We start from the raw sequence: 21335 nt of genomic DNA on the forward strand, positions 1-21335 counted from the left end.
TAATGAAAAAAACAGACAGCTACAGCCATATTCTGCGATATACTGGACTCTTTGGTGGAGTTCAGAGCCTGAATATATTGGTTGGTGTCGTGCGAAATAAGTTGGTTGCAATGATTTTAGGGCCTGACGGAATGGGACTTATTTCGCTGTTTAATTCTACTTTGAAGTTGATGAGCGACTCCACCAACTTCGGAATATCTATCAGTGCTGTCAAGAGTATATCCGAACACTTCGACAAAAACGAAGAGGAGAAGTTGGCAGATACTGTGAAATTGGTGCGTTCGTGGAGCCTGTTGGCAGGATTGTTGGGAATGTTTCTTTGCATCGTATTGAGTCCGTTGTTAAGCAAGTTCACTTTTTCGTGGGACGGACACCGCCTGCATTTCATTCTTCTTTCGCCCATTGTAGCCTTAATGGCTTTGTCGGGAGGCGAGCTTGCTATATTAAAAGGACTTCGTGAGTTAAGGAAATTAGCAGTAATCTCTATCTTTAACGTGTTAGGGGCATTGGTTTCTTCAGTGCCGTTGTATTACTTCTTTCGCGAAAAAGCCATTGTGCCATCATTGGTAATAATGGCGCTTATTCAGTTTGCTCTGACGATAGCTTATTCATATCATATCTATCCTTTGCGATTAATGAACCGTTGGCAATCTATGCGTGAAGGAGTGGGAATGCTACGACTTGGAATTGCATTTGTGATTGCGGGCATTTTAGGTTCGGGGGCAGACTTCTTGATTCGTAGCTATATTAATAATGTGGCGAACATTGATACCGTTGGTTTCTTTAATGCGGGCTATATGATGACGATGACCTATGTCGGTATGGTGTTTGCAGCAATGGAAACCGACTTTTTTCCCCGTCTTTCAGGTGCCAATCAGTACCGATTTACTTTTAACCAGATAGTAAACAGGCAAATAGAAGTTATGTTGCTGTTGGTTTCTCCGCTGTTGGTGCTGTTTTCTTTGTTTCTTCCGATACTGCTTCCTTTATTATATACAGGCAAATTTATGCCTGCTTTGGGAATGATGCAAGTCATTATGCTTGCTATGTACTTTAGAGCTGTGAAGTTGCCAGTACAGTATATACCATTGGCAAAAGGCGATTCTGTTTCCTATTTGCTTTTAGAAGGCATTTACGATGTAGTGTTGGTGGTTGCCGTAATTTTGAATTTCGACCGACTCGGTTTGGTTGGAGCAGGGTGGGCGATAACCATTGCGGGCTTTTTAGATGCCGTATTGGTGTTTGTTTATTCTCGTTGGAAGTACGGCTATAAGGTTTCTTCAAGCGTATTGCTTTATTCTTCCATTCAGATACCTATAGGATTCTTAACCTTTATGGTAACCCAGCAGTCTAATCAGCTAATGTATTGGTGTGGGGGATTGTTGTTGGCGTTGATAAGTGCTGCGACATCTGTTAGCATACTGAAAACAAAAACGAACCTATGGAATAGGCTTACTTCAAAGATATTAAGGCGTTTTAAGCGGAATGGCGAAGATTAGCATTTTAGTAGCTGTATATAATGCAGAGAAATACTTGTCCCAATGTTTGAGTTCCTTGCTCTCTCAGACGCTTCAAGACATAGAAATAATATGTATTGATGATGCTTCTACCGACTCGTCGCTTAGTATTCTTAACGCGTATGCTGTAAAAGATGAAAGGATAAAAGTAGTACACTTGCCTCAAAATGCAGGAATAGCCAAGGCACGGAATGCAGGATTGCGTATTTCTACTGGTGAGTATATTGCATTTGTTGATAGCGACGACTGGCTGTCTGAAGATGCTTGCGAAAAGGTTTTTGATGTCTTCAGGCGTTATCCATCAACCGATACGGTGCTTTTCCACGTAAAAAGCGTTTATGGCGATAAGGAAGTGGATTTCTCTATGTCTCCTTTTACCATCTTAGATGGCTTTACGGCATTCCGTGAAAGTCTGACTTGGAATATCCACGGCATTTATGTGATTAGGCGAGAACTGCATCTTCGTTTCCCTTACGACGAGTCTGCCATTGCGTACAGCGATGAAAATGTAACACGTTTGCACTATTTGAAATCGCAAGAAATACGCATTTGCGAGGGCATTTATTATTATAGGCAGCATTTAGGTTCGGTAACACATAAGGTAAGCTTGCGTCGTTTCGACTATTTGTTGGCAAATAAAAGTATGAAACAGCAACTGGAAGCCTTGAAAGTTCCAGACAAGATACTCAATATATACGAAGAAGTGCGTTGGCGGAATGTGATAGGTCTTTATATGTTCTACTTTCTACATCGCAAAGAACTTGATAAGCCTTCTCGGAAACAAGGCTTGAAGATTATAAAAAGCAGTTGGCATAGTATAGAACAAAACCGTTTGCCAAGGTGGCTGATACGAAAGTTCGGGTACATACCTTTTCAAAAGTCGTGGTTTACTTTCCGTTTGCAGGAGGAAACCTATTTCTTTTTGCGTGCATTGATTGGTAGAAACAAAGAGCAATTGTAGTTTTTAAGCTCTTTTTACTGGTTGCATTATCAGTGCAAATCATCTACTTGCCTTTATTGCAAAGCTGCAACAGATCAATAGAAGTTTTAATGAGAAAACTTGTTTTATAAGCAAAAAGAACACGGTAAATGTGTAAATATTTTTCGCAGGTGTATCTATTGTTTAACTCGTTTATTGCCAGTGCATTACAAAGTCTATTGTTTTGCATTTTAAAAGCGTAGGTTTTGCACGGTAAAAGAGCCTCTTTTGGTCGGCAAAACAGCCGCTTTCGCAATGTCAAAGCTTAGTTATCACTTTTTAACGAAATTATCTTTACAAAGTAAAGGTTGTTTTATCATTTTCATAAAGCAAGAAAAAGAGAAGCTGGTCTTTCTGTAAGTATCAATTATCGAGTAGCGGTAACGTCAATGTGGCGAAGCTATATAAAAACCGCTTATTCTTCTTTAGAATGAAAAGATTTTTTGAAATATTGAAACAACAGTATTGTATGCTGATTATCAATCAATTAATTTTTAAAATATCCCCATTATCCTCCATTTCGTTTTCATTGATACAAAGGTAGTTATTTTTTGGTTAAATCGACTTACAAGATTTGATAATTATTTGCGTGGTTCACGTTTTTATATTAACTTTGCAGCAGTATTAAAATAGGTGAAAGAAATTGATAGAAAAACATATTGTTCTTGATGATATTGACCCCGTAGTGTTCTATGGCGTTGGTAATATACATCTGCAAATGATAAAATCTCTCTTTCCAAAAGTGAGAGTCGTTGCTCGCGACAATGTAATAAAGGTATTGGGCGACGAAGAGCAGATGGCAAAATTAGAAGAAGATGTTGAGAATATGCGCAAACATATTTTAAAGTATAATGTTATAAGCGAAGAAGATATTCTTGACATTGTAAACGGAAGACAAACCAAAACAGATACAGGCAAAGGTGTATTGGTTTACTCTGTTTCGGGAAAGCCTATAAAAAGTCGCTCTCACAATCAGCAACTATTGGTTGATGCCTTCAACAAGAACGATATGGTGTTTGCGGTAGGTCCAGCAGGTACAGGTAAAACCTATTTGAGCATTGCGCTTGCTGTGAAAGCATTGAAAGCAAAGGAAGTTAAGAAGATTATTCTCTCTCGTCCAGCGGTCGAAGCTGGAGAAAAATTAGGCTTTCTGCCTGGCGATATGAAAGAGAAGATAGACCCCTATCTGCAACCTTTGTACGATTCGCTTGAAGATATGATTCCCGCAGTTAAACTTCAAGATATGATGGACAAGCACATCATACAAATAGCTCCGCTTGCATTTATGCGAGGAAGAACGTTGAACGATGCCATTGTCATACTCGATGAAGCCCAAAACACATCGACAGCCCAAATCAGAATGTTTCTTACACGATTGGGAATGAACTCAAAGATGATAATAACAGGCGATTTAACACAGATAGACCTTTCCTACAATCAGAAAAGCGGACTGAAAGAAGCGATAGAAATACTTTCTGGAACAGAAGGAATAGCTGTTGTAAAACTCGACCAAAAAGATATTGTAAGACATAAGCTTGTAACGAGAATTGTTACTGCTTACGATACATACGATAAAGCAAAGAAAAATAAGACTACTCCATAAAACAATAAAAATTATGAATGCATTGACTAAAACCGATTTTAAGTTCGAAGGACAAAGAAATGTTTATCACGGAAAAGTTCGTGATGTCTACGACATTAACGATGATTTAATAGTAATGGTCGCAACCGACCGTATTTCAGCCTTCGATGTGGTATTGCCTAAAGGTATTCCTTTCAAAGGACAAGTTTTAAACCAGATAGCTTCAAAGTTTTTAGACCTTACTTCTGACATTTGCCCTAACTGGAAATTAGCGACTCCAGACCCAATGGTTACAGTGGGATTGAAATGCGAAGGCTTTAAGGTGGAGATGATTATCCGTTCTATTCTTACAGGTTCGGCTTGGAGAGAATATAAAGCTGGCTGCAGAGAACTTTGCGGTGTGAAACTTCCAGATGGAATGAAAGAAAACGAACGCTTCCCCGAACCAATCATCACACCAACCACCAAGGCTGACGAAGGCCACGATATGAACATTTCCAAAGAAGAAATCATCAAGCAAGGTATCGTTTCAGAAGAAGACTACAATACGATTGAAGATTGGACAAGAAAACTTTTTGCACGCGGACAGGAAATTGCCGCCCAAAAAGGACTTATTCTTGTTGATACCAAGTATGAATTTGGTAAGCGTGATGGCAAATGCTATTTAATAGACGAAATACATACGCCAGACTCAAGTCGCTACTTCTATGCTGACGGCTATGAAGAAAAACTGGCAAAAGGCGAACCACAGAAGCAGCTTTCAAAGGAGTTTGTTCGCCAATGGCTGATAGAACACAACTTTATGAACGAACCGGGACAGAGTATGCCCGAAATAACTGATGAGTATGCAGCAAGCGTAGGCGACAGATACATTGAGCTCTATGAGCATATCACAGGAGAAACGTTTGTAAAAGTTGATAACGAAATTGACTTGGCAGGACGCATTGAAAAGAATGTAAGCCAGTATTTGGCTTCAAGAAAATAAAAGGCTTCAAGATAATAGTCGCAAGAAACCAATAGGCATCAAAGTGTATAATCAAGAAAAGATAAAGCCTTATAACAGCACGGACGAAAAAGGGAAAGTGGTTGAGGAAATGTTTGACAACATAGCCCCAACCTATGACACCTTAAATCACAGGCTGTCATGGAATATAGACAAAAGTTGGCGCAAGAAAGCTATAAAGCAACTTTCACCATTCAAGCCCAAAACAATACTTGACATTGCAACGGGGACTGGCGATTTTGCTATTTTGTCAGCCAAAATGCTTTTACCTGATACACTTATTGGTGCTGATATTTCTGAAGGAATGATGGAAATTGGGCGACAGAAGGTAAAAAATGAAGGGCTGGAAGGCATTATATCATTTCAAAAAGAAGATTGTTTAAATCTTACTTTCCCTTCCGATACATTTGAAGCTGTAACAGCTGCTTTCGGCATTCGTAATTTTCAAGACCTTGAGAGAGGACTTGTAGAAATGTACAGGGTTTTAAAGAAAGGTGGACATTTGTGTATTATAGAACTCACTACGCCAATATCATTCCCTATGAAGCAACTCTTTAAAGTGTATTCAAAGGTGGTTTTACCATTTTACGGACGCTTGATTTCAAAAGATAGCAACGCATACGATTATTTAAACAAGACGATTGCTGCATTTCCACAAGGTGAGACAATGATGAAAATTCTTCAGAAAGCTGGTTTCGCTAAAACCTCTTTTAAGCGTTTGACTTTTGGTATCTGCACAATGTATATTGCTGAAAAATAAATTTTAGTTACTTATGGACAAATATGGACTGATAGGTTATCCGTTAGAACATTCTTTTTCCAAAGGATATTTTAATGAGAAATTTCAAAACGAAGGCATTGACGCCGAGTACAATAATTATGAAATTTCATCTATTGAAAGCCTTTTGGAGATTATTGATACGAATCCGGAATTGAAAGGACTTAATGTTACCATACCTTATAAAAAGCAAGTTATTAAGTATCTTGATGCTTTGAGTCCTGAAGCAAAAGCTATCGGTGCTGTAAATGTCATTCGTATAGAACACATAGGCAACAAAACATATCTCAAAGGTTATAATAGCGATGTTATAGGATTTACAAAAAGCATAGAGCCTTTATTGGAACGCTATCATAAGAAAGCACTTGTATTAGGAACAGGTGGTGCTTCTAAAGCTGTATGCTATGGATTGAAATCTTTAGGTATTGAGACTAAATGTGTTTCAAGACGCAAAAACATAGACGTCTTGACCTATAATGATTTGTCTCCCAAGATAATAAAAGAATTTAATGTAATTGTAAATTGCACACCTGTAGGAATGTATCCAAACGTGGAGGAATGTTTGCCACTTCCATATGAAGCTATGGATAGCCATACACTTTTATATGATTTGCTTTACAATCCTAACGTAACACGCTTTATGGAAAAAGGCAAAGAGCATGGTGCAGTTGTTAAGAACGGATTGGAAATGTTACTTTTGCAAGCATTTGCAAGCTGGGATATTTGGAATGATAAAGAAGATAAATAATCTGAAAATATAGTCGAGACAATGAATAACAGATATGCAATGCGTGGCGTTAGTGCTGCCAAAGAAGATGTACACAACGCTATAAAGAATATAGACAAGGGAATTTTCCCACAGGCTTTTTGCAAAATCATTCCAGACATCTTAGGAGGTAGCGAGGAATACTGCAATATAATGCATGCCGATGGTGCAGGTACAAAATCCTCCTTAGCTTATATGTACTGGAAAGAAACTGGCGATTTAAGTGTATGGAAGGGTATTGCGCAGGACGCTATAGTTATGAATACCGACGATTTGTTGTGTGTTGGTGCAGTAGACAATATCTTAGTATCGTCTACTATCGGACGCAACAAGATGCTTGTTCCAGGCGAAGTTATATCTGCCATCATTAACGGCACAGATGAGTTGCTTGCAGAAATGAGAGAGATGGGAATAGGCATTTACCCTACTGGCGGAGAAACAGCAGATGTTGGCGACTTGGTACGTACTATCATTGTCGATTCTACTGTTACCTGCAGAATGAAACGCTCTGACGTTATTGACAATGCGAATATTCGCCCTGGCGATGTTATCGTTGGCTTGAGTTCAACTGGACAATCAACCTATGAAAAGAAGTACAATGGCGGAATGGGCAGCAATGGTCTTACAAGTGCACGCCATGATGTTTTTTCAAAGTATTTAGCTGAAAAATATCCAGAGAGTTTCGACCACACTGTGCCCAACGAACTTGTTTATAGTGGCAAATACAAACTGACCGATACGGTAGAAGGCAGTCCTCTGAATGCAGGAGAATTGGTTCTCTCCCCTACCCGCACCTACGCCCCTGTAATTAAGCGAATACTCGATGAATATCGTAGCGAAATACACGGAATGGTGCATTGTACAGGTGGAGCACAAACAAAGGTATTACACTTTGTAAATGATAACTGTAAAGTGATAAAAGACAATATGTTCCCAGTTCCTCCTTTGTTTAAAGCTATAAAGGAATGTAGCGGTACGGATTGGAAAGAAATGTATCAAGTGTTCAATATGGGACACAGAATGGAAGTTTATGTCTGCCCCGAAATGGCAAACTCGATTATTGCTATTAGCAAGGAATTCAATATCGATGCACAAGTTATCGGTCATATTGAAGAAGGCGAAAAGAGCTTAACTATCAAAAGCGAATTTGGAGAATTTAATTATTAAACAACAACAGAAATAAATATATGCCCGAAAAGAACAGTATATTAGAGAAGCTCGATGGACTTGAAGCACGTTTCGAAGAGGTTTCTACGCTCATTACCGACCCAGACGTAATAAGTGACCAACAAAGATATGTCAAGCTCACCAAGGAATATAAAGACCTTGGTGATATTATGAATGCTCGAAAACGATATATAAATTGCCTTACTACAATAAACGAAGCTAAAGATATTCTTACCAATGAAACCGACCCTGAAATGAAAGAAATGGCAAGGTTGGAACTGAGTGAGAATGAAGAGTTGCAGCCAAAACTTGAAGAAGAGATTAAGCTTTTACTTGTTCCTAAAGACCCTGAAGACGACAAGAATGTGCAAATGGAAATCAGAGCAGGAGCAGGTGGCGACGAAGCTGCATTATTTGCAGGCGATATTTTCAATATGTATAAACGTTACTGCGACAAGAAAGGTTGGACACTGTCTATCACATCGGTTTCGGAAGGAACTGTTGGCGGTTTTAAAGAAATAGACTTTGCCGTGGCTGGTGCCGGCGTATATGGCATTCTTAAATACGAATCAGGTGTCCACCGCGTGCAACGTGTTCCATCTACCGATACGCAAGGTCGTATGCAGACATCGGCAGCGACAGTTGCCGTACTTCCGGAAGCCGATAAATTTGAAGTAAACATTAATGAAGGCGAGATAAAATGGGATACTTTCCGTTCGAGCGGTGCAGGCGGTCAGAATGTGAACAAGGTGGAATCGGGCGTTCGATTGCGCTATCCGTGGAAAAATCCTAATACAGGAGAGGTGGAAGAAATCCTTATAGAATGTACCGAAACCCGCGACCAACCTAAGAATAAGGAAAGAGCTTTATCGAGATTGCGTACATTTATATACGACCGTGAGCATCAGAAATATGTAAACGACATAGCGAGCAGGCGTAAGAGTCTTGTTTCTACAGGAGACCGTTCGGCTAAAATCCGTACTTACAACTATCCACAAGGTCGAGTAACCGACCACCGCATAGGTTTTACGACTCACGATTTGCCTGGTTTCATGAATGGCGAAATTCAAGATATGATAGATGCACTGACTGTTGCAGAAAACGCAGAAAAATTAAAAGAAACAGAATTGTAAGTTATTGCATAATACAGAAGAAGAAATTTAATCTCCACAGGTATAGTAGACAGAGAATGCGACAATATATACTTTCGTGGGGCACAATATATACTTTCGTGGGGCACAATATATACTTTCGTCATTATTAACATTTGCCCCCATTTTTGAGTATAAACATTCAAGTCTGTAAACAATTCGTCAAACCCACGTTAATAATAAATACCATTTCGTGGTTTGAAACTAAAGAATAAACATAAATAAGTATGGAGAGAAAACAATTAATAGAGCAAATATTTACAAAGAAATCGTTTCTTTGCGTCGGGCTTGATACCGATTTAAATAAGGTTCCTAAGTTTCTGTTAAACGAAGAAGACCCTATTTTTTCTTTTAATAAAGCCATAATTGACGCAACAGCTCCTTATTGTGTAGCATACAAACCCAATTTAGCATTTTATGAGTGCTATGGGTTGAAAGGTATGGAGGCGTTTGAAAAAACAATAACATATCTGAAAGAGAAATATCCAAATCACTTCATAATAGCCGATGCCAAGCGTGGAGATATTGGAAACACATCAAAGATGTATGCACAAACATTCTTTAAAGAATATAATGTTGATGCGCTTACCATAGCTCCATATATGGGAGAAGATTCTGTAAAGCCTTTCTTGGAATATGAGGGAAAATGGGTTATTCTTCTTGCATTGACAAGCAATAAAGGAAGCCACGACTTTCAGTTATTTGAAGACAAAGATGGTGTACGCTTATTCGAGCGAGTACTGAGCAAGGCGCAAGAATGGGGCACAACAGAGAATTTAATGTTTGTTGTCGGGGCAACACAAGGAAGTTTGTTTGCTGATATACGGAAATTAGCCCCCAATAGTTTCCTCTTAGTACCGGGAGTTGGCGCACAAGGTGGAAGTTTGCAAGAAGTTTGTAAATATGGTATGAATAAGGACTGCGGTCTTTTGGTCAATTCCTCACGAGGTATTATCTATGCAAGTTCAGAGGCAAACTTTGCAGAAATTGCAGGAGAAAAGGCGAAAGAATTGCAGCAAGAAATGGAAAAAGAGCTTGACAAACTAAAAGAATAATTCAAAAGAGAAGCGTTCTATGAATGGCAGTAAGATTATAAGCGACCCCGTATTTGGATTTATCAGGATTCCATCGGGGCTTCTTTTGAATATTGTTAAGCACCCATTTATGCAACGCTTAACCCGTATAAAACAATTAGGACTAACTACAGTTGTTTATCCTGGTGCTCAACATACAAGGTTTCAGCACTCATTGGGAGCTTTCCACCTAATGAGTGAGGCAACCTTGTCGCTGCAGCAAAAGGGTGTTTTCATTTTCGATAGCGAAGCAGAAGCAGTTCAAGCAGCCATTTTGATGCACGACATCGGACACGGTCCTTTCTCCCACGTGCTCGAGAATACATTAATCAAAGGAATTACCCACGAAGAAATATCTTTAATGGTAATGAATTGCATCAACCAAGAAATGAATGGTGAACTTAATCTTGCTATTAAGATTTTCAAGAATGAATACCCCAAGCGTTTTCTTCATCAGTTAATCAGTAGCCAACTTGATATGGACAGGCTGGACTATCTGAAACGAGATAGCTTTTTTACAGGTGTAACGGAAGGCAACATTGGTTCGGCACGAATTATAAAAATGCTGAATGTTGTAGACGATACCTTGGTAATAGATGCTAAAGGTATTTATTCAATAGAGAATTTCCTTACATCGCGCCGTTTAATGTATTGGCAAGTATATTTACATAAAGCCACGGTTGGGTACGAAAAGCTCTTAATCAGTTTATTGCTTAGAGCTAAAAAGTTACTGAAAGATGGATATAAGCTATTTGCCTCTCCTGCTTTAGCTTTCTTTCTTGACAACGACGTAAATGCAGAATACTTCAAAAATAATGAAGAAACACTGAAACATTACTTGAGTTTAGATGACAGCGACTTATGGAGTGCTATAAAAGTATGGCAAAAATCAGAAGATAAAATACTATCACTCCTTGCCGATGATTTTATCAATCGCAAACTTTTCAAGGTCGAAATTCACGATGAACCAATTTCACAAGAACAAATAGGCGAATGTAAAGAACGAATTTGCCACTTCTTAGGCGTTACGAAAGAAGATAGCAGCTACTTGATGCAGATTGATACTGTTCAAAAAGATATGTACGATATCAACGACGACCGTATTAGCATATTATCAAAAGATGGTAGTTTAAAAGACATAACAGAGGCTTCAGAGATTTTGAACGTAGAACTATTATCTAAAAAAATTCGTAAATATTACTTTTGTTATCACAGAATCTAACAAAAGTTTGTTATCTTTGCACGAACAAGCATTTATCATTTATTATATAGAATGGAATTTAACGCAAAACAAATCGCAGAATATATACAAGGAAGCATAGAAGGCGATGAAGAAGCAACCATTAGTACTTTCGCAAAAATAGAGGAAGGAAAGCATGGTGCTATAAGTTTTTTAGCAAACCCAAAATATACTCATTATATATACGAAACTGAATGTTCTATAGTTCTTGTAGACGAAAGCATAAAGATTGAGAAGCCAACGAAAGCGACATTAATACGTGTAAAAAATGCACGCGACTGTGTTGCAAAGCTTCTTCAGCTTTATGAAAGTATGAAGCCTAGAAAACAAGGAATAGATTCGTTAGCGTTTATTTCTCCAAAAGCAACAATAGGAAAGAATGTCTATATTGGTGCTTTTGCATATATAGGCGATGGAGTGGTTGTTGGAGATAACTGTATGATTTATCCTCATACAACCATTATGGACAATACAACTTTAGGAAACAATTGCATCATTTATCCTAATGCCAGCATCTACCATAATTGTAAAATCGGAAATAATGTTATTTGTCATTCTGGCAGTGTCATAGGCGCAGATGGCTTTGGCTTTGCCCCAAATGCAGAAACAAACAGCTATGATAAAATTCCGCAAATTGGCATTGTTACCATAGAAGACGATGTTGAAATAGGAGCAAACACGTGTATTGACCGTTCAACTATGGGAAGCACTTATGTGCGTAAAGGCGTAAAACTCGACAACCTTGTGCAGATAGCACATAATACTGATATTGGCGAAAACACTGTTATGAGCGCACAAGTTGGTATTGCGGGCTCTACTAAAGTTGGAGAATGGTGTATGTTTGGTGGACAGGTTGGAATATCTGGGCACTTAAATATTGGTAATAAAGTCTTCCTTGGTGCACAGTCAGGCGTATTGAGCAAGTTAAAAGATAATCAGTCGCTTATGGGTAGCCCTGCTATTGAGCCACGCAACTATTTTAAATCACAAGTCATATTCCAAAGACTTCCTGAGATTTATAAGCAGATAGATGCTTTACAGAAAGAAGTTGATGAATTGAAAAAGAATAAATAAGATATATGGAAACAACAAAACAGAAAACACTGAAGGGAAGTTTTTCCCTCTTTGGAAAAGGTTTACATACAGGATTAAGCCTTACTGTTACTTTTAATCCAGCTCCAGATAATACAGGATACAAAATTCAACGAATTGATTTGGAGGGACAGCCCATCATTGATGCCATTGCTGAAAATGTTATTGATACCCAACGTGGTACGGTAATAGCGAAAGGCGAAGCACGTGTCAGTACTATCGAACATGGTATGGCTGCCCTATACGCAATGGGAATAGACAACTGTTTAATCCAAATTAACGGTCCAGAATTTCCCATTCTTGATGGATCAGCAGCAATGTATGTTGAAAAGATTAGAGAAATAGGTATCGTAGACCAAAATGCTCCTAAAGATTATTACATCATTAGAAAAAAGATGGAGTATAAGGACGAAAGTGGTAGCATTATCACTATTCTCCCCGACGAGCAGTTCTCTATAACAGCAATGTGTTCTTTTGAATCTAAATTCATTAGCAGTCAATTTGCAACACTTGACGATATTGATAAATTTGCTGACGAAATATCTCCTGCAAGAACCTTTGTTTTTGTTAGAGATATTATGCCGTTGTTGCAAGCAAATCTTATAAAAGGTGGTGACCTCGACAATGCGATAGTTATTTATGAGAAACAAGTAGACCAACCCACTCTTGACCAATTAGCTGACCTGCTTAAGGTACCACATATGGACGCTACAAGCATTGGCTACATACAAAACAAGCCTCTTATTTGGGACAATGAGTGTACAAGACATAAGTTGCTGGATATCATTGGTGATGTGGCTTTAATTGGAAAACCTATCAAGGGACGTATTGTTGCGACCCGACCTGGCCATACCGTAAACAATAAGTTTGCAAGAATGATTCGTAAAGATATTCGCAAGCACGAAATTCAAGCTCCTATTTACGACCCAAACGATGAACCTTTAATGGATAATATCCGAATACGCGAGCTCCTCCCCCATCGTTATCCAATGCAACTTGTTGATAAAGTAGTTGCGATGGGAGCAACAACAATAGTTGGTGTTAAAAACATTACCGCCAACGAACCATTCTTTCAAGGACATTTCCCACAAGAGCCCGTAATGCCAGGTGTTCTTCAGATAGAAGCTATGGCACAGTGTGGCGGATTATTGGTACTTTCTCAAGTAGAAGAGCCTGAAAGATGGTCTACCTATTTCTTAAAGATAGATAATGTAAAGTTCCGTCAGAAAGTTGTTCCTGGCGATACGCTGTTGTTCCGTGTTGAACTTTTAAGCCCTGTACGTCATGGCATCAGTTCAATGCAAGGTTATATGTTTGTAGGCGACAATGTTGTAGCAGAAGCTACATTCACTGCACAAATAGTAAAAAACAAATAAATAAAATTATGAATACTATTAGTCCTTTGGCATTCGTACATCCAAATGCAAAGATAGGCGATAATAATATCATTGGTCCATTTTGTTACATTGACGATAATACGGTAATTGGCGATAACAACAAACTACTGAACAGTGTAACAATACACACAGGTGCACGAATTGGCAACGGAAACGAATTTTTCCCCGGAGCGAGCATTTCTACCAAACCACAAGATTTGAAGTTTCGTGGTGAAGACAGTTTCTGCGAGATTGGCGACAACAATTCAATACGTGAGAACGTAACCATTTCGCGTGGTACTGCTTCAAAGGGCACAACAATTGTAGGCAGCGACAATCTTTTTATGGAAAACATGCACATTGCCCATGACTGTATTATCGGTTCAAACATCATTATCGGCAATTCAACGAAGCTGGCAGGAGAAGTTAGAGTAGAGGATTATGCTATTATCTCTGCTTCCGTTCTTTGCCACCAGTTCTGTAATATTGGTTGTAATGTAATGATTCAAGGCGGAAGTCGTTTTTCTCAAGATATTCCTCCTTATATTATTGCAGGCAAAGAACCTATCCGATATGCAGGCATCAATATCATTGGGCTAAGACGCAAGGGATTTACCAATGAGCAAATAGACCAAATTCACAATGCTTATCGTTTGCTATATGGTGAAGGTACCCGCGAGGAAAATATCCAAAAGATAAAAGATACTCTACCAATGACAAAAGAAATTCAGCATATCATTGAATTTGTTCAAGCTTCATCAAGGGGTATTATCAAATAACGTGAGTCCGGCGAATTATCAATGTACGGATTCATCGTGTTTTAAGCCTCAGAATACCGCTATTTACGGTATCAGAGAGCAGTTGTATGTATCTGTTCCGAAACGGCATTCGTCGTAACCCCGTTACTACAACTGTCGTAACCCCGTTGCGACGATCGCCGTAACTCCGTTGCTACAATGGTCGTAACTCCGTTACGATTTTAGGAGTTATTCAGAAGAGGAATATTGTCGGACTCCACATCATCTTAAATTCATCGAACTAACATTAAATAACAAGTATTGAACATACAGACTCTTATTGTATTGACAGGTCCAACAGGTGTTGGCAAGACAGCTTTAACACTTGATATTGCACAGCATTATGGTTTAGAAATTATCAATGCCGATTCGAGACAGATATACAAAGAGTTGCCCATAGGAACAGCTGCTCCTGTAAAAGAACAGCTGAATCGTGTAAAGCACCACTTTGTTGCTTGTAAAAGTGTTAGTGAATATTACTCGGCAAGCCTTTATGAGCAAGAGGTCTTGGGGCTGTTGAAAGCAAATCCAGCATCTTCATACATATTGTCTGGCGGTTCGATGCTGTATATTGATGCAGTCTGCAATGGTATAGACGATATACCTACCATTGACGACGAGACACGACAAACTTTAATGCAAAGACTCGAAACAGAAGGATTAGAGAAGCTTTGCGAATTATTAAAGGAATTAGACCCCACTCATTGGGAGATGGTAGATAAGAGAAATCCTCGCAGAGTCCTTCATGCACTTGAAGTGTGCATCCAAACAGGAAGAACATACACATCATATCGTACTAACAAAAAGCGAGAACGTCCATTTAATATAATTAAAATAGGATTGAACCGTCCGCGCGAAGAACTGTACGGACGGATTAATGCACGCACAGAAGATATGATTGCTTCGGGAATGATAGACGAGGCTTTGCGTATGTATGATTGCCGAGATTTAAATGCCTTGAACACCGTAGGCTATAAAGAACTGTTTGAATATCTTGATGGCTTAACTACTCTTGATGAAGCTGTTTTTAAGATACAAAGCAACACAAGGAAATATGCACGCAAACAGCTGACTTGGTTTAAAAGAGATAAGAATATTCGTTGGTTTCACCCCAATGAAACTAAAGAAATATTAAAACACATTGATAGTTATCTATTCTAAAAACATTTTGCTACTTTTGCAAGCCTATTAGAATAAGACAACATATATAAATTACTTCTAAATGAAAAGTATAGTCAGATTATTCAAAAACATTATAAAAGGGATTTGTAGTTTCTTCCCATGGTACATCAAATTGTATAAAGGGCGTGCGTGGTACACAAAGTTGTCGTTGGGTATTGTATCGTTCCTTGTTTCAATCTTTCTTTTCTTGGGTATGGTTGATATAAACTTTCTCTGGCTCTTTGGCAAATCTCCAGGTTTTGCTGAGATAAAGACTCCACCAACCTATGCAGCTTCAGAAATATATAGTGCCGACTCTGTCTTAATTGGTAAATATTTCAAGGAAAATCGCATACCCGTAAAGTATGAAGAGGTAAACCCAACGTTTTGGAATGCCCTGATAAGTACCGAAGATGAAAGATTTTACAGCCACCATGGAGTAGACTTCATGGGTATCGGTGGTGCTGTGAAAGATGCCTTAACGCGTGATGGTGCCCGCGGTGCATCTACCATAACACAGCAACTTGCTAAAAACATGTTCCACGTCAGAAATAAGGAATATTCAGGATTGCTGGGTAAAATTCCTGGCATGCGAATGCTTATTGCCAAAGCCAAAGAATGGATTATAGCATACAAAATAGAATTTATTTATTCTAAGAACGAAATTCTGACAATGTATGCCAATACAGTAGATTTTGGAAACAATGCGTATGGAATAAAGACAGCTGCAAGAACATATTTCAATACCACTCCTCGCCAACTTACTACCGAACAAGTTGCAACGTTAGTCGGAATGCTAAAGGCAACAACCTACTACAACCCTATCTTGCACCCTTCAAATTCTCTTAGCAGACGCAATACAGTTCTGTATAACATGGTAACACACGGGCATCTGACAAAGAATGATTATGAAAAGTATTCAAAGATGCCAATGAAACTTGATGTACATGTAGAAGAAAATTATGACGGTAGGGCACAATACTTTCGCGAATACGTTGCCGATTATCTGAAAAACTGGTTAAAAGACAACGACTATGACTTATATAGCAGCGGTTTGAAAATCTACACAACAATCGACACTCGTATGCAGAAGTATGCAGAAGACGCTGCAAAGAAACAGATGCGTAAAATTCAACAGGATTTTAACAGGCATTGGAGCGGACAAGACCCATGGCGCGATGAGAATGGCAATTTAGTACCGGGCTTTATAGAAGGGATTGCAGAACGCCAACCGTTCTATAAGAACTTGGTGCAGAAATACCCAAACCAACCAGACAGCGTATTGTACTATATCAACAAGCCTCACAAGGTGAAACTGTTCGATTACGATAAGGGTATAATCGAAAAGGAAATGTCATCGATGGATTCCATTCGCTATATGGTAAAGTTCATGCACTGCTCAATGGTTGCTATGGAGCCTGAAACAGGCGCAGTGAGGGCATGGGTTGGCGACATAGACTTCAGAACATGGAAATACGACAAGGTTACGGCACAACGACAGCCGGGTTCTACTTTCAAACTCTTTGTCTATTCCGAAGCTATGAATCAAGGCTTGGCACCGTGCGATAAGCGCAGAGATGAATACATCAGCATGCAGGTGCCCGACAAGAAGACCGGAATATTGAAAACTTGGACGCCACGCAATGCCAATGGCAACTACTCGGGCGACTCTATAACATTAAAAGCAGGCTTCGCTCGAAGTATCAATACGATAGCCGTCCGCTTGGGACAAGAGATGGGCATAAAGAACATTATCCGCACTGCCCAAGACATGGGCATAAAGAGTCCGCTTGAGAACGAACCTTCGTTGGCTTTGGGTTCGAGCGATGTAAACTTGCTTGAAATGGTAAACGCATACTGTACGGTGGCAAACGATGGCGAACATTGCGACCCGGTTGTGGTTACAAAGATACTCGACCAGCGGGGCAACGAAGTGTATGTCGCACAACACGACAACAAGCAAGTGCTGCCTTATCAGAGTGCCTTCTTCATGCAACAGTTGCTGAAAGGTGGTCTTACTGAACCGGGTGGAACCAGTCGCGCACTAAATCAGTACATATTCAGAGACACCGACTGGGGCGGAAAGACGGGAACCTCCAACAATCATTCCGATGCTTGGTTCATGGCAGTAAGTCCGAAACTTGTTATCGGTGCATGGGTAGGCGGTGAATACCGTAGCATTCACTTCCGGACAGGTGCCTTAGGGCAAGGCTCGAAGACGGCTCTTCCGATGTGCGGTAACTTCATTTACGACTTAATGCGCGACAAGGCTTTCCAAAAATATCATGCAAAGTGGCAGCCCAATCCCGAAAAGGAAATAGATCCTGCAATGTATAATTGCCAGACGGTAGTGCGTACAAAGCGTGCGCCAGATAGTCTGCATATATATAATCGGAACGAAAGGAAGGAACAATCAAACGAAGAGATTCCGAATGACGAAGAAGAGAACAACACAGATGTAGGGAACGAACAGAGTCCTTCGTCCAATAGTGAAGAAAGCGGCAGACCCAAGAAGCAGAAACCGTCAAGGCAACCATCGTCGCCAATTAATGTACCGAGACCTCGTATCGAGCCTCTTGAAACTTAAGATTATTGGATAAATCATGAGAGAATGCTCAAATAAATTTAGGATTTCTGGAATAGTATGTTCCCTTTTAGTGGGATTTCTCTGTATTGTATCCTGCAATAATGGAAAATCTTCTTCCTCGACTCCGAAAGATACTGTTGCGTCATCGGTGTTTGCTCCAAATGTAAACGACACAACTCTAAACATTGATCTGTCGGAAATCACTAATATACGTTTCCCCCAATATAAAATATTAAGACAACAGCCAATTATTCCCGATTCTATGAGCATTGCAATCGACGAAGAAACAATAGCAAGTGGTAACTATTCTGCTGTATTGAGTTTCGACACAATTCCGATGCTGATATTCTACGAAAAAATTGAACAAGCAGCCAAACACGATACCTGTTGGAAAATAAAAGAAAATAATTATACTTATAAACGAAAGGACAAACAAGGTGGACACTATCAACTTACATTTAGAAAAGGCAGCGTGCAGATATTGGTTAGCCATCTTAATGCTGATGTGTCCAATGGAAACAAACATCAGTCAGTGTAGCTATGTAAGTGCCCAACATTAGTGCCCGTTGAGCTTACCAAATAGACCTTATATGTTTAGTTGCATGTTAAGGGAAGAGTGTAAAGTAAACTGTGTCAGGCTACAATAAGAAATAGTTTTATACAGTTTATTTTTTATGGACAACAAAGAAATTGATTACAAGAGAGCTGCGGAACAGCTTTGTAAGGGAGAACCGTTATTTGGTAAGGATGGTGCACTATCACCAATGTTGGAGCGCATTTTGAATGCTGTCCTTGAAGGTGAGATGGATGCCCATCTCTCTTGATGAACACTCAAAAAGCAACCGCCGTAATGGTAAGATGCCTAAGCAAGTGCAGACACGTTATGGTGAGATCACTGTAGAAACTCCTCGTGACCGCAACGGTTCCTTTGAAACCTCAGACCGTCAAAAAGCGCGAGACGATCCTTGCAGAAGGTATGGCGGATCAGATTATAAACATGTATGCTTTTGGTACAAGTACTCGCGATATCAGCAAGTATTTTGAGCGTGAGTTTGATACCAAACTATCTGCAGAAACCATCAGTTCCATCACAGACAGAGTTCTGCCTGAAATCAAGTCATGGCGTTCACGAATGTTTGATCCTGTATATGCAATACGCTGGCTGGATGCCATCCATTATAAGGTGAAGGACGAAACCGGACGTGCGGTCTCATGCGCCATTTACAACGTCTTAGGCGCATCAACAAGGAAGACCACAAGAAACTTCTTGATATGTATATCTCCAAGAGTGAAGGCGCTAACTTCCGGCTAGAGGTTCTAAGCGCTCTTCAGAACAGAGGTGTCCGGAATATACTGATATGCTGCATTGACGGTCTGAAAGGCTTCCCTGATGCTATACAGAGCGTATTCCCCGATACAAGTGTCCAACTCTGCGTTGTCCATCAAATACGCAACTCTATCAAACACGTTGGCAGTAAGCATCAAAAAGAGTTCCTCTGTGACCTTAAGACAGTATATGGTGCCGTTAGCAAAGAGACTGCAGAAACACAGTTGGACACACTCGACAGCAAGTGGGGAGAAACGTATCCCATCGGCATAAAATCATGGTGTGACAATTGGGAACGCCTTACGGAATACACCTGCGGTACGTAAGCTGATACATACCACCAACACGGTTGAAGGGTACTATAAACAAGTACGTAAGGTAACAAAGAACGCCACTTGCAAACTGGTCTCAGATATCACAACAATTAGCAATAAAATTTGGAGAACGTTTTGAGATTATGTAACTTTACCTCGGAGGAAAGGCTCCTCATATGACCAACACGATTAAAAATCGTGCTATCCAAATGGGGTAAAATATGAAGGATAAGAGCCTTGACACAGTTGAAATTACACTACCAACTTCAAATGATATCTATACTTCGCTTTTAGTGTGTGCTTGATTCCTTCTTACCCATGGGCAAGTATATTTCATCTTACCCATGGGATAGGGGAAGCTCTAAATGTTTTTTATTTTTTTACTATTTTTTGCCCGTCTACAATATAGATCCCTGCTGGCAAATCTTCCAACTTGTTATTGATACAACTGCCATCTAATGTATAGATGCCTTGTTTCTTCTTGGCAATATCAATAGTAGCTGTGGATGTAATATTAGTAGCGCCCTTAGTTATTACTACCCAGTCTGTCACAACATCTCGGTTTGCTCCATAAAGATAAAAGTAAGGGTATTCGTATTCTTCTACCTCTTCCCAATATGTTCCTTTAGGAGAGGTTACGGCACAATCAGTAAAAGTTGGCACTTTATCCCATATCCAAGCAATGCTACCCTTATGTGTACTATTACTTTCACTACCACCTTTTACACGTACATTACAGTTATCAAATATCCAATAGCCACCATAAAAGCCATTACTTCCACCACTTGCTTCTACGTTGCAGTCTTTTATTGTTATAGTACCTTGGTTGAAAACTGCTTTATTATATTTATCGTCACTTGCTGTAGACGAACCTGTTAAGGTAAGTTTACCTTCACCAGAAATACGGACTTCCTTATCCATATTCCAAATACCTGTTTGCTTGTCGGAAATAATAGTATTTTCGTTAGTAATGCGGATAACCAACCCATCAATTCTGTTTTCTATTCCGTGGGTTGCTGTTGCATGAATAGTAGCTCCATCAAGCGTAAGTGTTTTAGAATCGTTATCGTATTTCGCCTTTCCCGTTACACCTTTTATAACACTCAAGTCATTACAGTTTTCAGGAGTTACTGCTGTACCAGCAATCTTAATGTTGTAAACGCTTTGGGCCATTCCTTGTTGTGCCATTGAAACGAATAATACAGCAACTGCTACATGCATACTTTTATACAGATTGTTTTTCATTATTAAAAGTGCCTCTCCATTCACTCTCTTTCTACGAGAGAACGCCTAATAAGAAGCTGGGGCGTTTAGGTTAAGTAAAATGTATCTGGGCACAAATGTAGCTCTTTTTCCTGAAAACAACAAGAGATAATAGAAGAAATTAAGAATAGCTAAAAGTTCGATAGTAAACATTCAAGATAG

The 21335-nt window shown here is 39.4% G+C and carries 17 protein-coding genes and 1 pseudogene; 17 read left to right on the forward strand and 1 reads right to left on the reverse strand.

Going from position 1 to position 21335, the window contains the following annotated elements:
• Nucleotides 1–2 precede the first annotated feature (2 nt).
• From RDV52_RS09420 to RDV52_RS09500, 17 genes and pseudogenes are all read left to right on the forward strand, one after another.
• Entirely contained in the window at nucleotides 3–1499 is a 1497-nt protein-coding gene (locus tag RDV52_RS09420) for an oligosaccharide flippase family protein (protein ID WP_004365857.1), read from the forward strand.
• Entirely contained in the window at nucleotides 1486–2478 is a 993-nt protein-coding gene (locus RDV52_RS09425) for a glycosyltransferase family 2 protein (protein ID WP_004365856.1), read from the forward strand. Before RDV52_RS09420 ends, RDV52_RS09425 begins: the two co-directional genes overlap by 14 nt.
• A 661-nt stretch (nucleotides 2479–3139) precedes the next feature.
• On the forward strand, nucleotides 3140–4099 hold the full coding sequence (locus RDV52_RS09430; RefSeq protein ID WP_004365854.1) for a PhoH family protein: 960 nt from the start codon (nucleotides 3140–3142) through the stop codon (nucleotides 4097–4099).
• 13 nt (nucleotides 4100–4112) lie between these two features.
• A complete protein-coding gene (locus RDV52_RS09435) occupies nucleotides 4113–5063 on the forward strand; it encodes a phosphoribosylaminoimidazolesuccinocarboxamide synthase (protein ID WP_004365853.1) in 951 nt (316 codons plus the stop codon).
• A 43-nt stretch (nucleotides 5064–5106) separates the two neighbouring features.
• The gene (ubiE, locus tag RDV52_RS09440; protein ID WP_004365852.1) at nucleotides 5107–5841 is read left to right on the forward strand and encodes a bifunctional demethylmenaquinone methyltransferase/2-methoxy-6-polyprenyl-1,4-benzoquinol methylase UbiE; all 735 of its coding nucleotides are present in this window, start codon (nucleotides 5107–5109) and stop codon (nucleotides 5839–5841) included.
• 13 nt (nucleotides 5842–5854) lie between these two features.
• Entirely contained in the window at nucleotides 5855–6607 is a 753-nt protein-coding gene (locus RDV52_RS09445; protein ID WP_004365851.1) for a shikimate dehydrogenase family protein, read from the forward strand.
• 21 nt (nucleotides 6608–6628) lie between these two features.
• Nucleotides 6629–7792, forward strand: a complete 1164-nt coding sequence (locus RDV52_RS09450; protein WP_004365849.1) for an AIR synthase-related protein — start codon at nucleotides 6629–6631, stop codon at nucleotides 7790–7792.
• A gap of 20 nt (nucleotides 7793–7812) precedes the next feature.
• On the forward strand, nucleotides 7813–8925 hold the full coding sequence (gene prfA, locus RDV52_RS09455) for a peptide chain release factor 1 (protein ID WP_004365848.1): 1113 nt from the start codon (nucleotides 7813–7815) through the stop codon (nucleotides 8923–8925).
• A 245-nt stretch (nucleotides 8926–9170) separates the two neighbouring features.
• Nucleotides 9171–9998: an orotidine-5'-phosphate decarboxylase gene (gene pyrF / locus RDV52_RS09460; protein ID WP_004365846.1), complete on the forward strand. Its 828-nt coding sequence runs from the start codon at nucleotides 9171–9173 to the stop codon at nucleotides 9996–9998.
• Nucleotides 9999–10017: 19 nt separating this feature from the next.
• The gene (locus tag RDV52_RS09465) at nucleotides 10018–11238 is read left to right on the forward strand and encodes an HD domain-containing protein (protein ID WP_004365844.1); all 1221 of its coding nucleotides are present in this window, start codon (nucleotides 10018–10020) and stop codon (nucleotides 11236–11238) included.
• Between the two features lie 51 nt (nucleotides 11239–11289).
• Nucleotides 11290–12330, forward strand: coding sequence for a UDP-3-O-(3-hydroxymyristoyl)glucosamine N-acyltransferase (gene lpxD / locus RDV52_RS09470; RefSeq protein ID WP_004365843.1), 1041 nt, complete (start codon nucleotides 11290–11292; stop codon nucleotides 12328–12330).
• Nucleotides 12331–12335: 5 nt separating this feature from the next.
• Nucleotides 12336–13724 (forward strand): bifunctional UDP-3-O-[3-hydroxymyristoyl] N-acetylglucosamine deacetylase/3-hydroxyacyl-ACP dehydratase, encoded by a 1389-nt coding sequence (locus RDV52_RS09475; protein WP_004363166.1) that lies wholly within the window; start codon nucleotides 12336–12338, stop codon nucleotides 13722–13724.
• A gap of 8 nt (nucleotides 13725–13732) precedes the next feature.
• Nucleotides 13733–14503, forward strand: a complete 771-nt coding sequence (gene lpxA, locus RDV52_RS09480; RefSeq protein WP_004365842.1) for an acyl-ACP--UDP-N-acetylglucosamine O-acyltransferase — start codon at nucleotides 13733–13735, stop codon at nucleotides 14501–14503.
• A 279-nt stretch (nucleotides 14504–14782) separates the two neighbouring features.
• A complete protein-coding gene (gene miaA / locus RDV52_RS09485) occupies nucleotides 14783–15682 on the forward strand; it encodes a tRNA (adenosine(37)-N6)-dimethylallyltransferase MiaA (protein ID WP_004365841.1) in 900 nt (299 codons plus the stop codon).
• Between the two features lie 61 nt (nucleotides 15683–15743).
• The gene (locus RDV52_RS09490) at nucleotides 15744–18269 is read left to right on the forward strand and encodes a transglycosylase domain-containing protein (protein ID WP_004365839.1); all 2526 of its coding nucleotides are present in this window, start codon (nucleotides 15744–15746) and stop codon (nucleotides 18267–18269) included.
• A 262-nt stretch (nucleotides 18270–18531) separates the two neighbouring features.
• The gene (locus RDV52_RS09495; RefSeq protein ID WP_306420129.1) at nucleotides 18532–18807 is read left to right on the forward strand and encodes a hypothetical protein; all 276 of its coding nucleotides are present in this window, start codon (nucleotides 18532–18534) and stop codon (nucleotides 18805–18807) included.
• Nucleotides 18808–18943: 136 nt separating this feature from the next.
• Nucleotides 18944–20059: pseudogene (locus RDV52_RS09500) on the forward strand (IS256 family transposase).
• A 223-nt stretch (nucleotides 20060–20282) separates the two neighbouring features.
• Here RDV52_RS09500 and RDV52_RS09505 read toward each other — a convergent pair.
• Entirely contained in the window at nucleotides 20283–21155 is an 873-nt protein-coding gene (locus RDV52_RS09505) for a hypothetical protein (RefSeq protein ID WP_223381195.1), read from the reverse strand.
• Nucleotides 21156–21335 lie beyond the last annotated feature (180 nt).

Origin of the sequence: Prevotella nigrescens (assembly GCF_031191185.1) — a bacterium.
Taxonomy (GTDB): domain Bacteria; phylum Bacteroidota; class Bacteroidia; order Bacteroidales; family Bacteroidaceae; genus Prevotella; species Prevotella nigrescens.

Coding starts and splice junctions, on each gene's coding strand:
- RDV52_RS09495 (WP_306420129.1), top strand. CDS start 18,532: ATGAGCATTGCAATCGACGAAGAAACAATAGCAAGTGGTAACTATTCT.
- lpxD (WP_004365843.1), top strand. CDS start 11,290: ATGGAATTTAACGCAAAACAAATCGCAGAATATATACAAGGAAGCATA.
- RDV52_RS09465 (WP_004365844.1), top strand. CDS start 10,018: ATGAATGGCAGTAAGATTATAAGCGACCCCGTATTTGGATTTATCAGG.
- RDV52_RS09490 (WP_004365839.1), top strand. CDS start 15,744: ATGAAAAGTATAGTCAGATTATTCAAAAACATTATAAAAGGGATTTGT.
- RDV52_RS09445 (WP_004365851.1), top strand. CDS start 5,855: ATGGACAAATATGGACTGATAGGTTATCCGTTAGAACATTCTTTTTCC.
- RDV52_RS09505 (WP_223381195.1), bottom strand. CDS start 21,155: ATGAAAAACAATCTGTATAAAAGTATGCATGTAGCAGTTGCTGTATTA.
- prfA (WP_004365848.1), top strand. CDS start 7,813: ATGCCCGAAAAGAACAGTATATTAGAGAAGCTCGATGGACTTGAAGCA.
- lpxA (WP_004365842.1), top strand. CDS start 13,733: ATGAATACTATTAGTCCTTTGGCATTCGTACATCCAAATGCAAAGATA.
- RDV52_RS09420 (WP_004365857.1), top strand. CDS start 3: ATGAAAAAAACAGACAGCTACAGCCATATTCTGCGATATACTGGACTC.
- RDV52_RS09450 (WP_004365849.1), top strand. CDS start 6,629: ATGAATAACAGATATGCAATGCGTGGCGTTAGTGCTGCCAAAGAAGAT.
- pyrF (WP_004365846.1), top strand. CDS start 9,171: ATGGAGAGAAAACAATTAATAGAGCAAATATTTACAAAGAAATCGTTT.
- RDV52_RS09435 (WP_004365853.1), top strand. CDS start 4,113: ATGAATGCATTGACTAAAACCGATTTTAAGTTCGAAGGACAAAGAAAT.
- RDV52_RS09475 (WP_004363166.1), top strand. CDS start 12,336: ATGGAAACAACAAAACAGAAAACACTGAAGGGAAGTTTTTCCCTCTTT.
- RDV52_RS09425 (WP_004365856.1), top strand. CDS start 1,486: ATGGCGAAGATTAGCATTTTAGTAGCTGTATATAATGCAGAGAAATAC.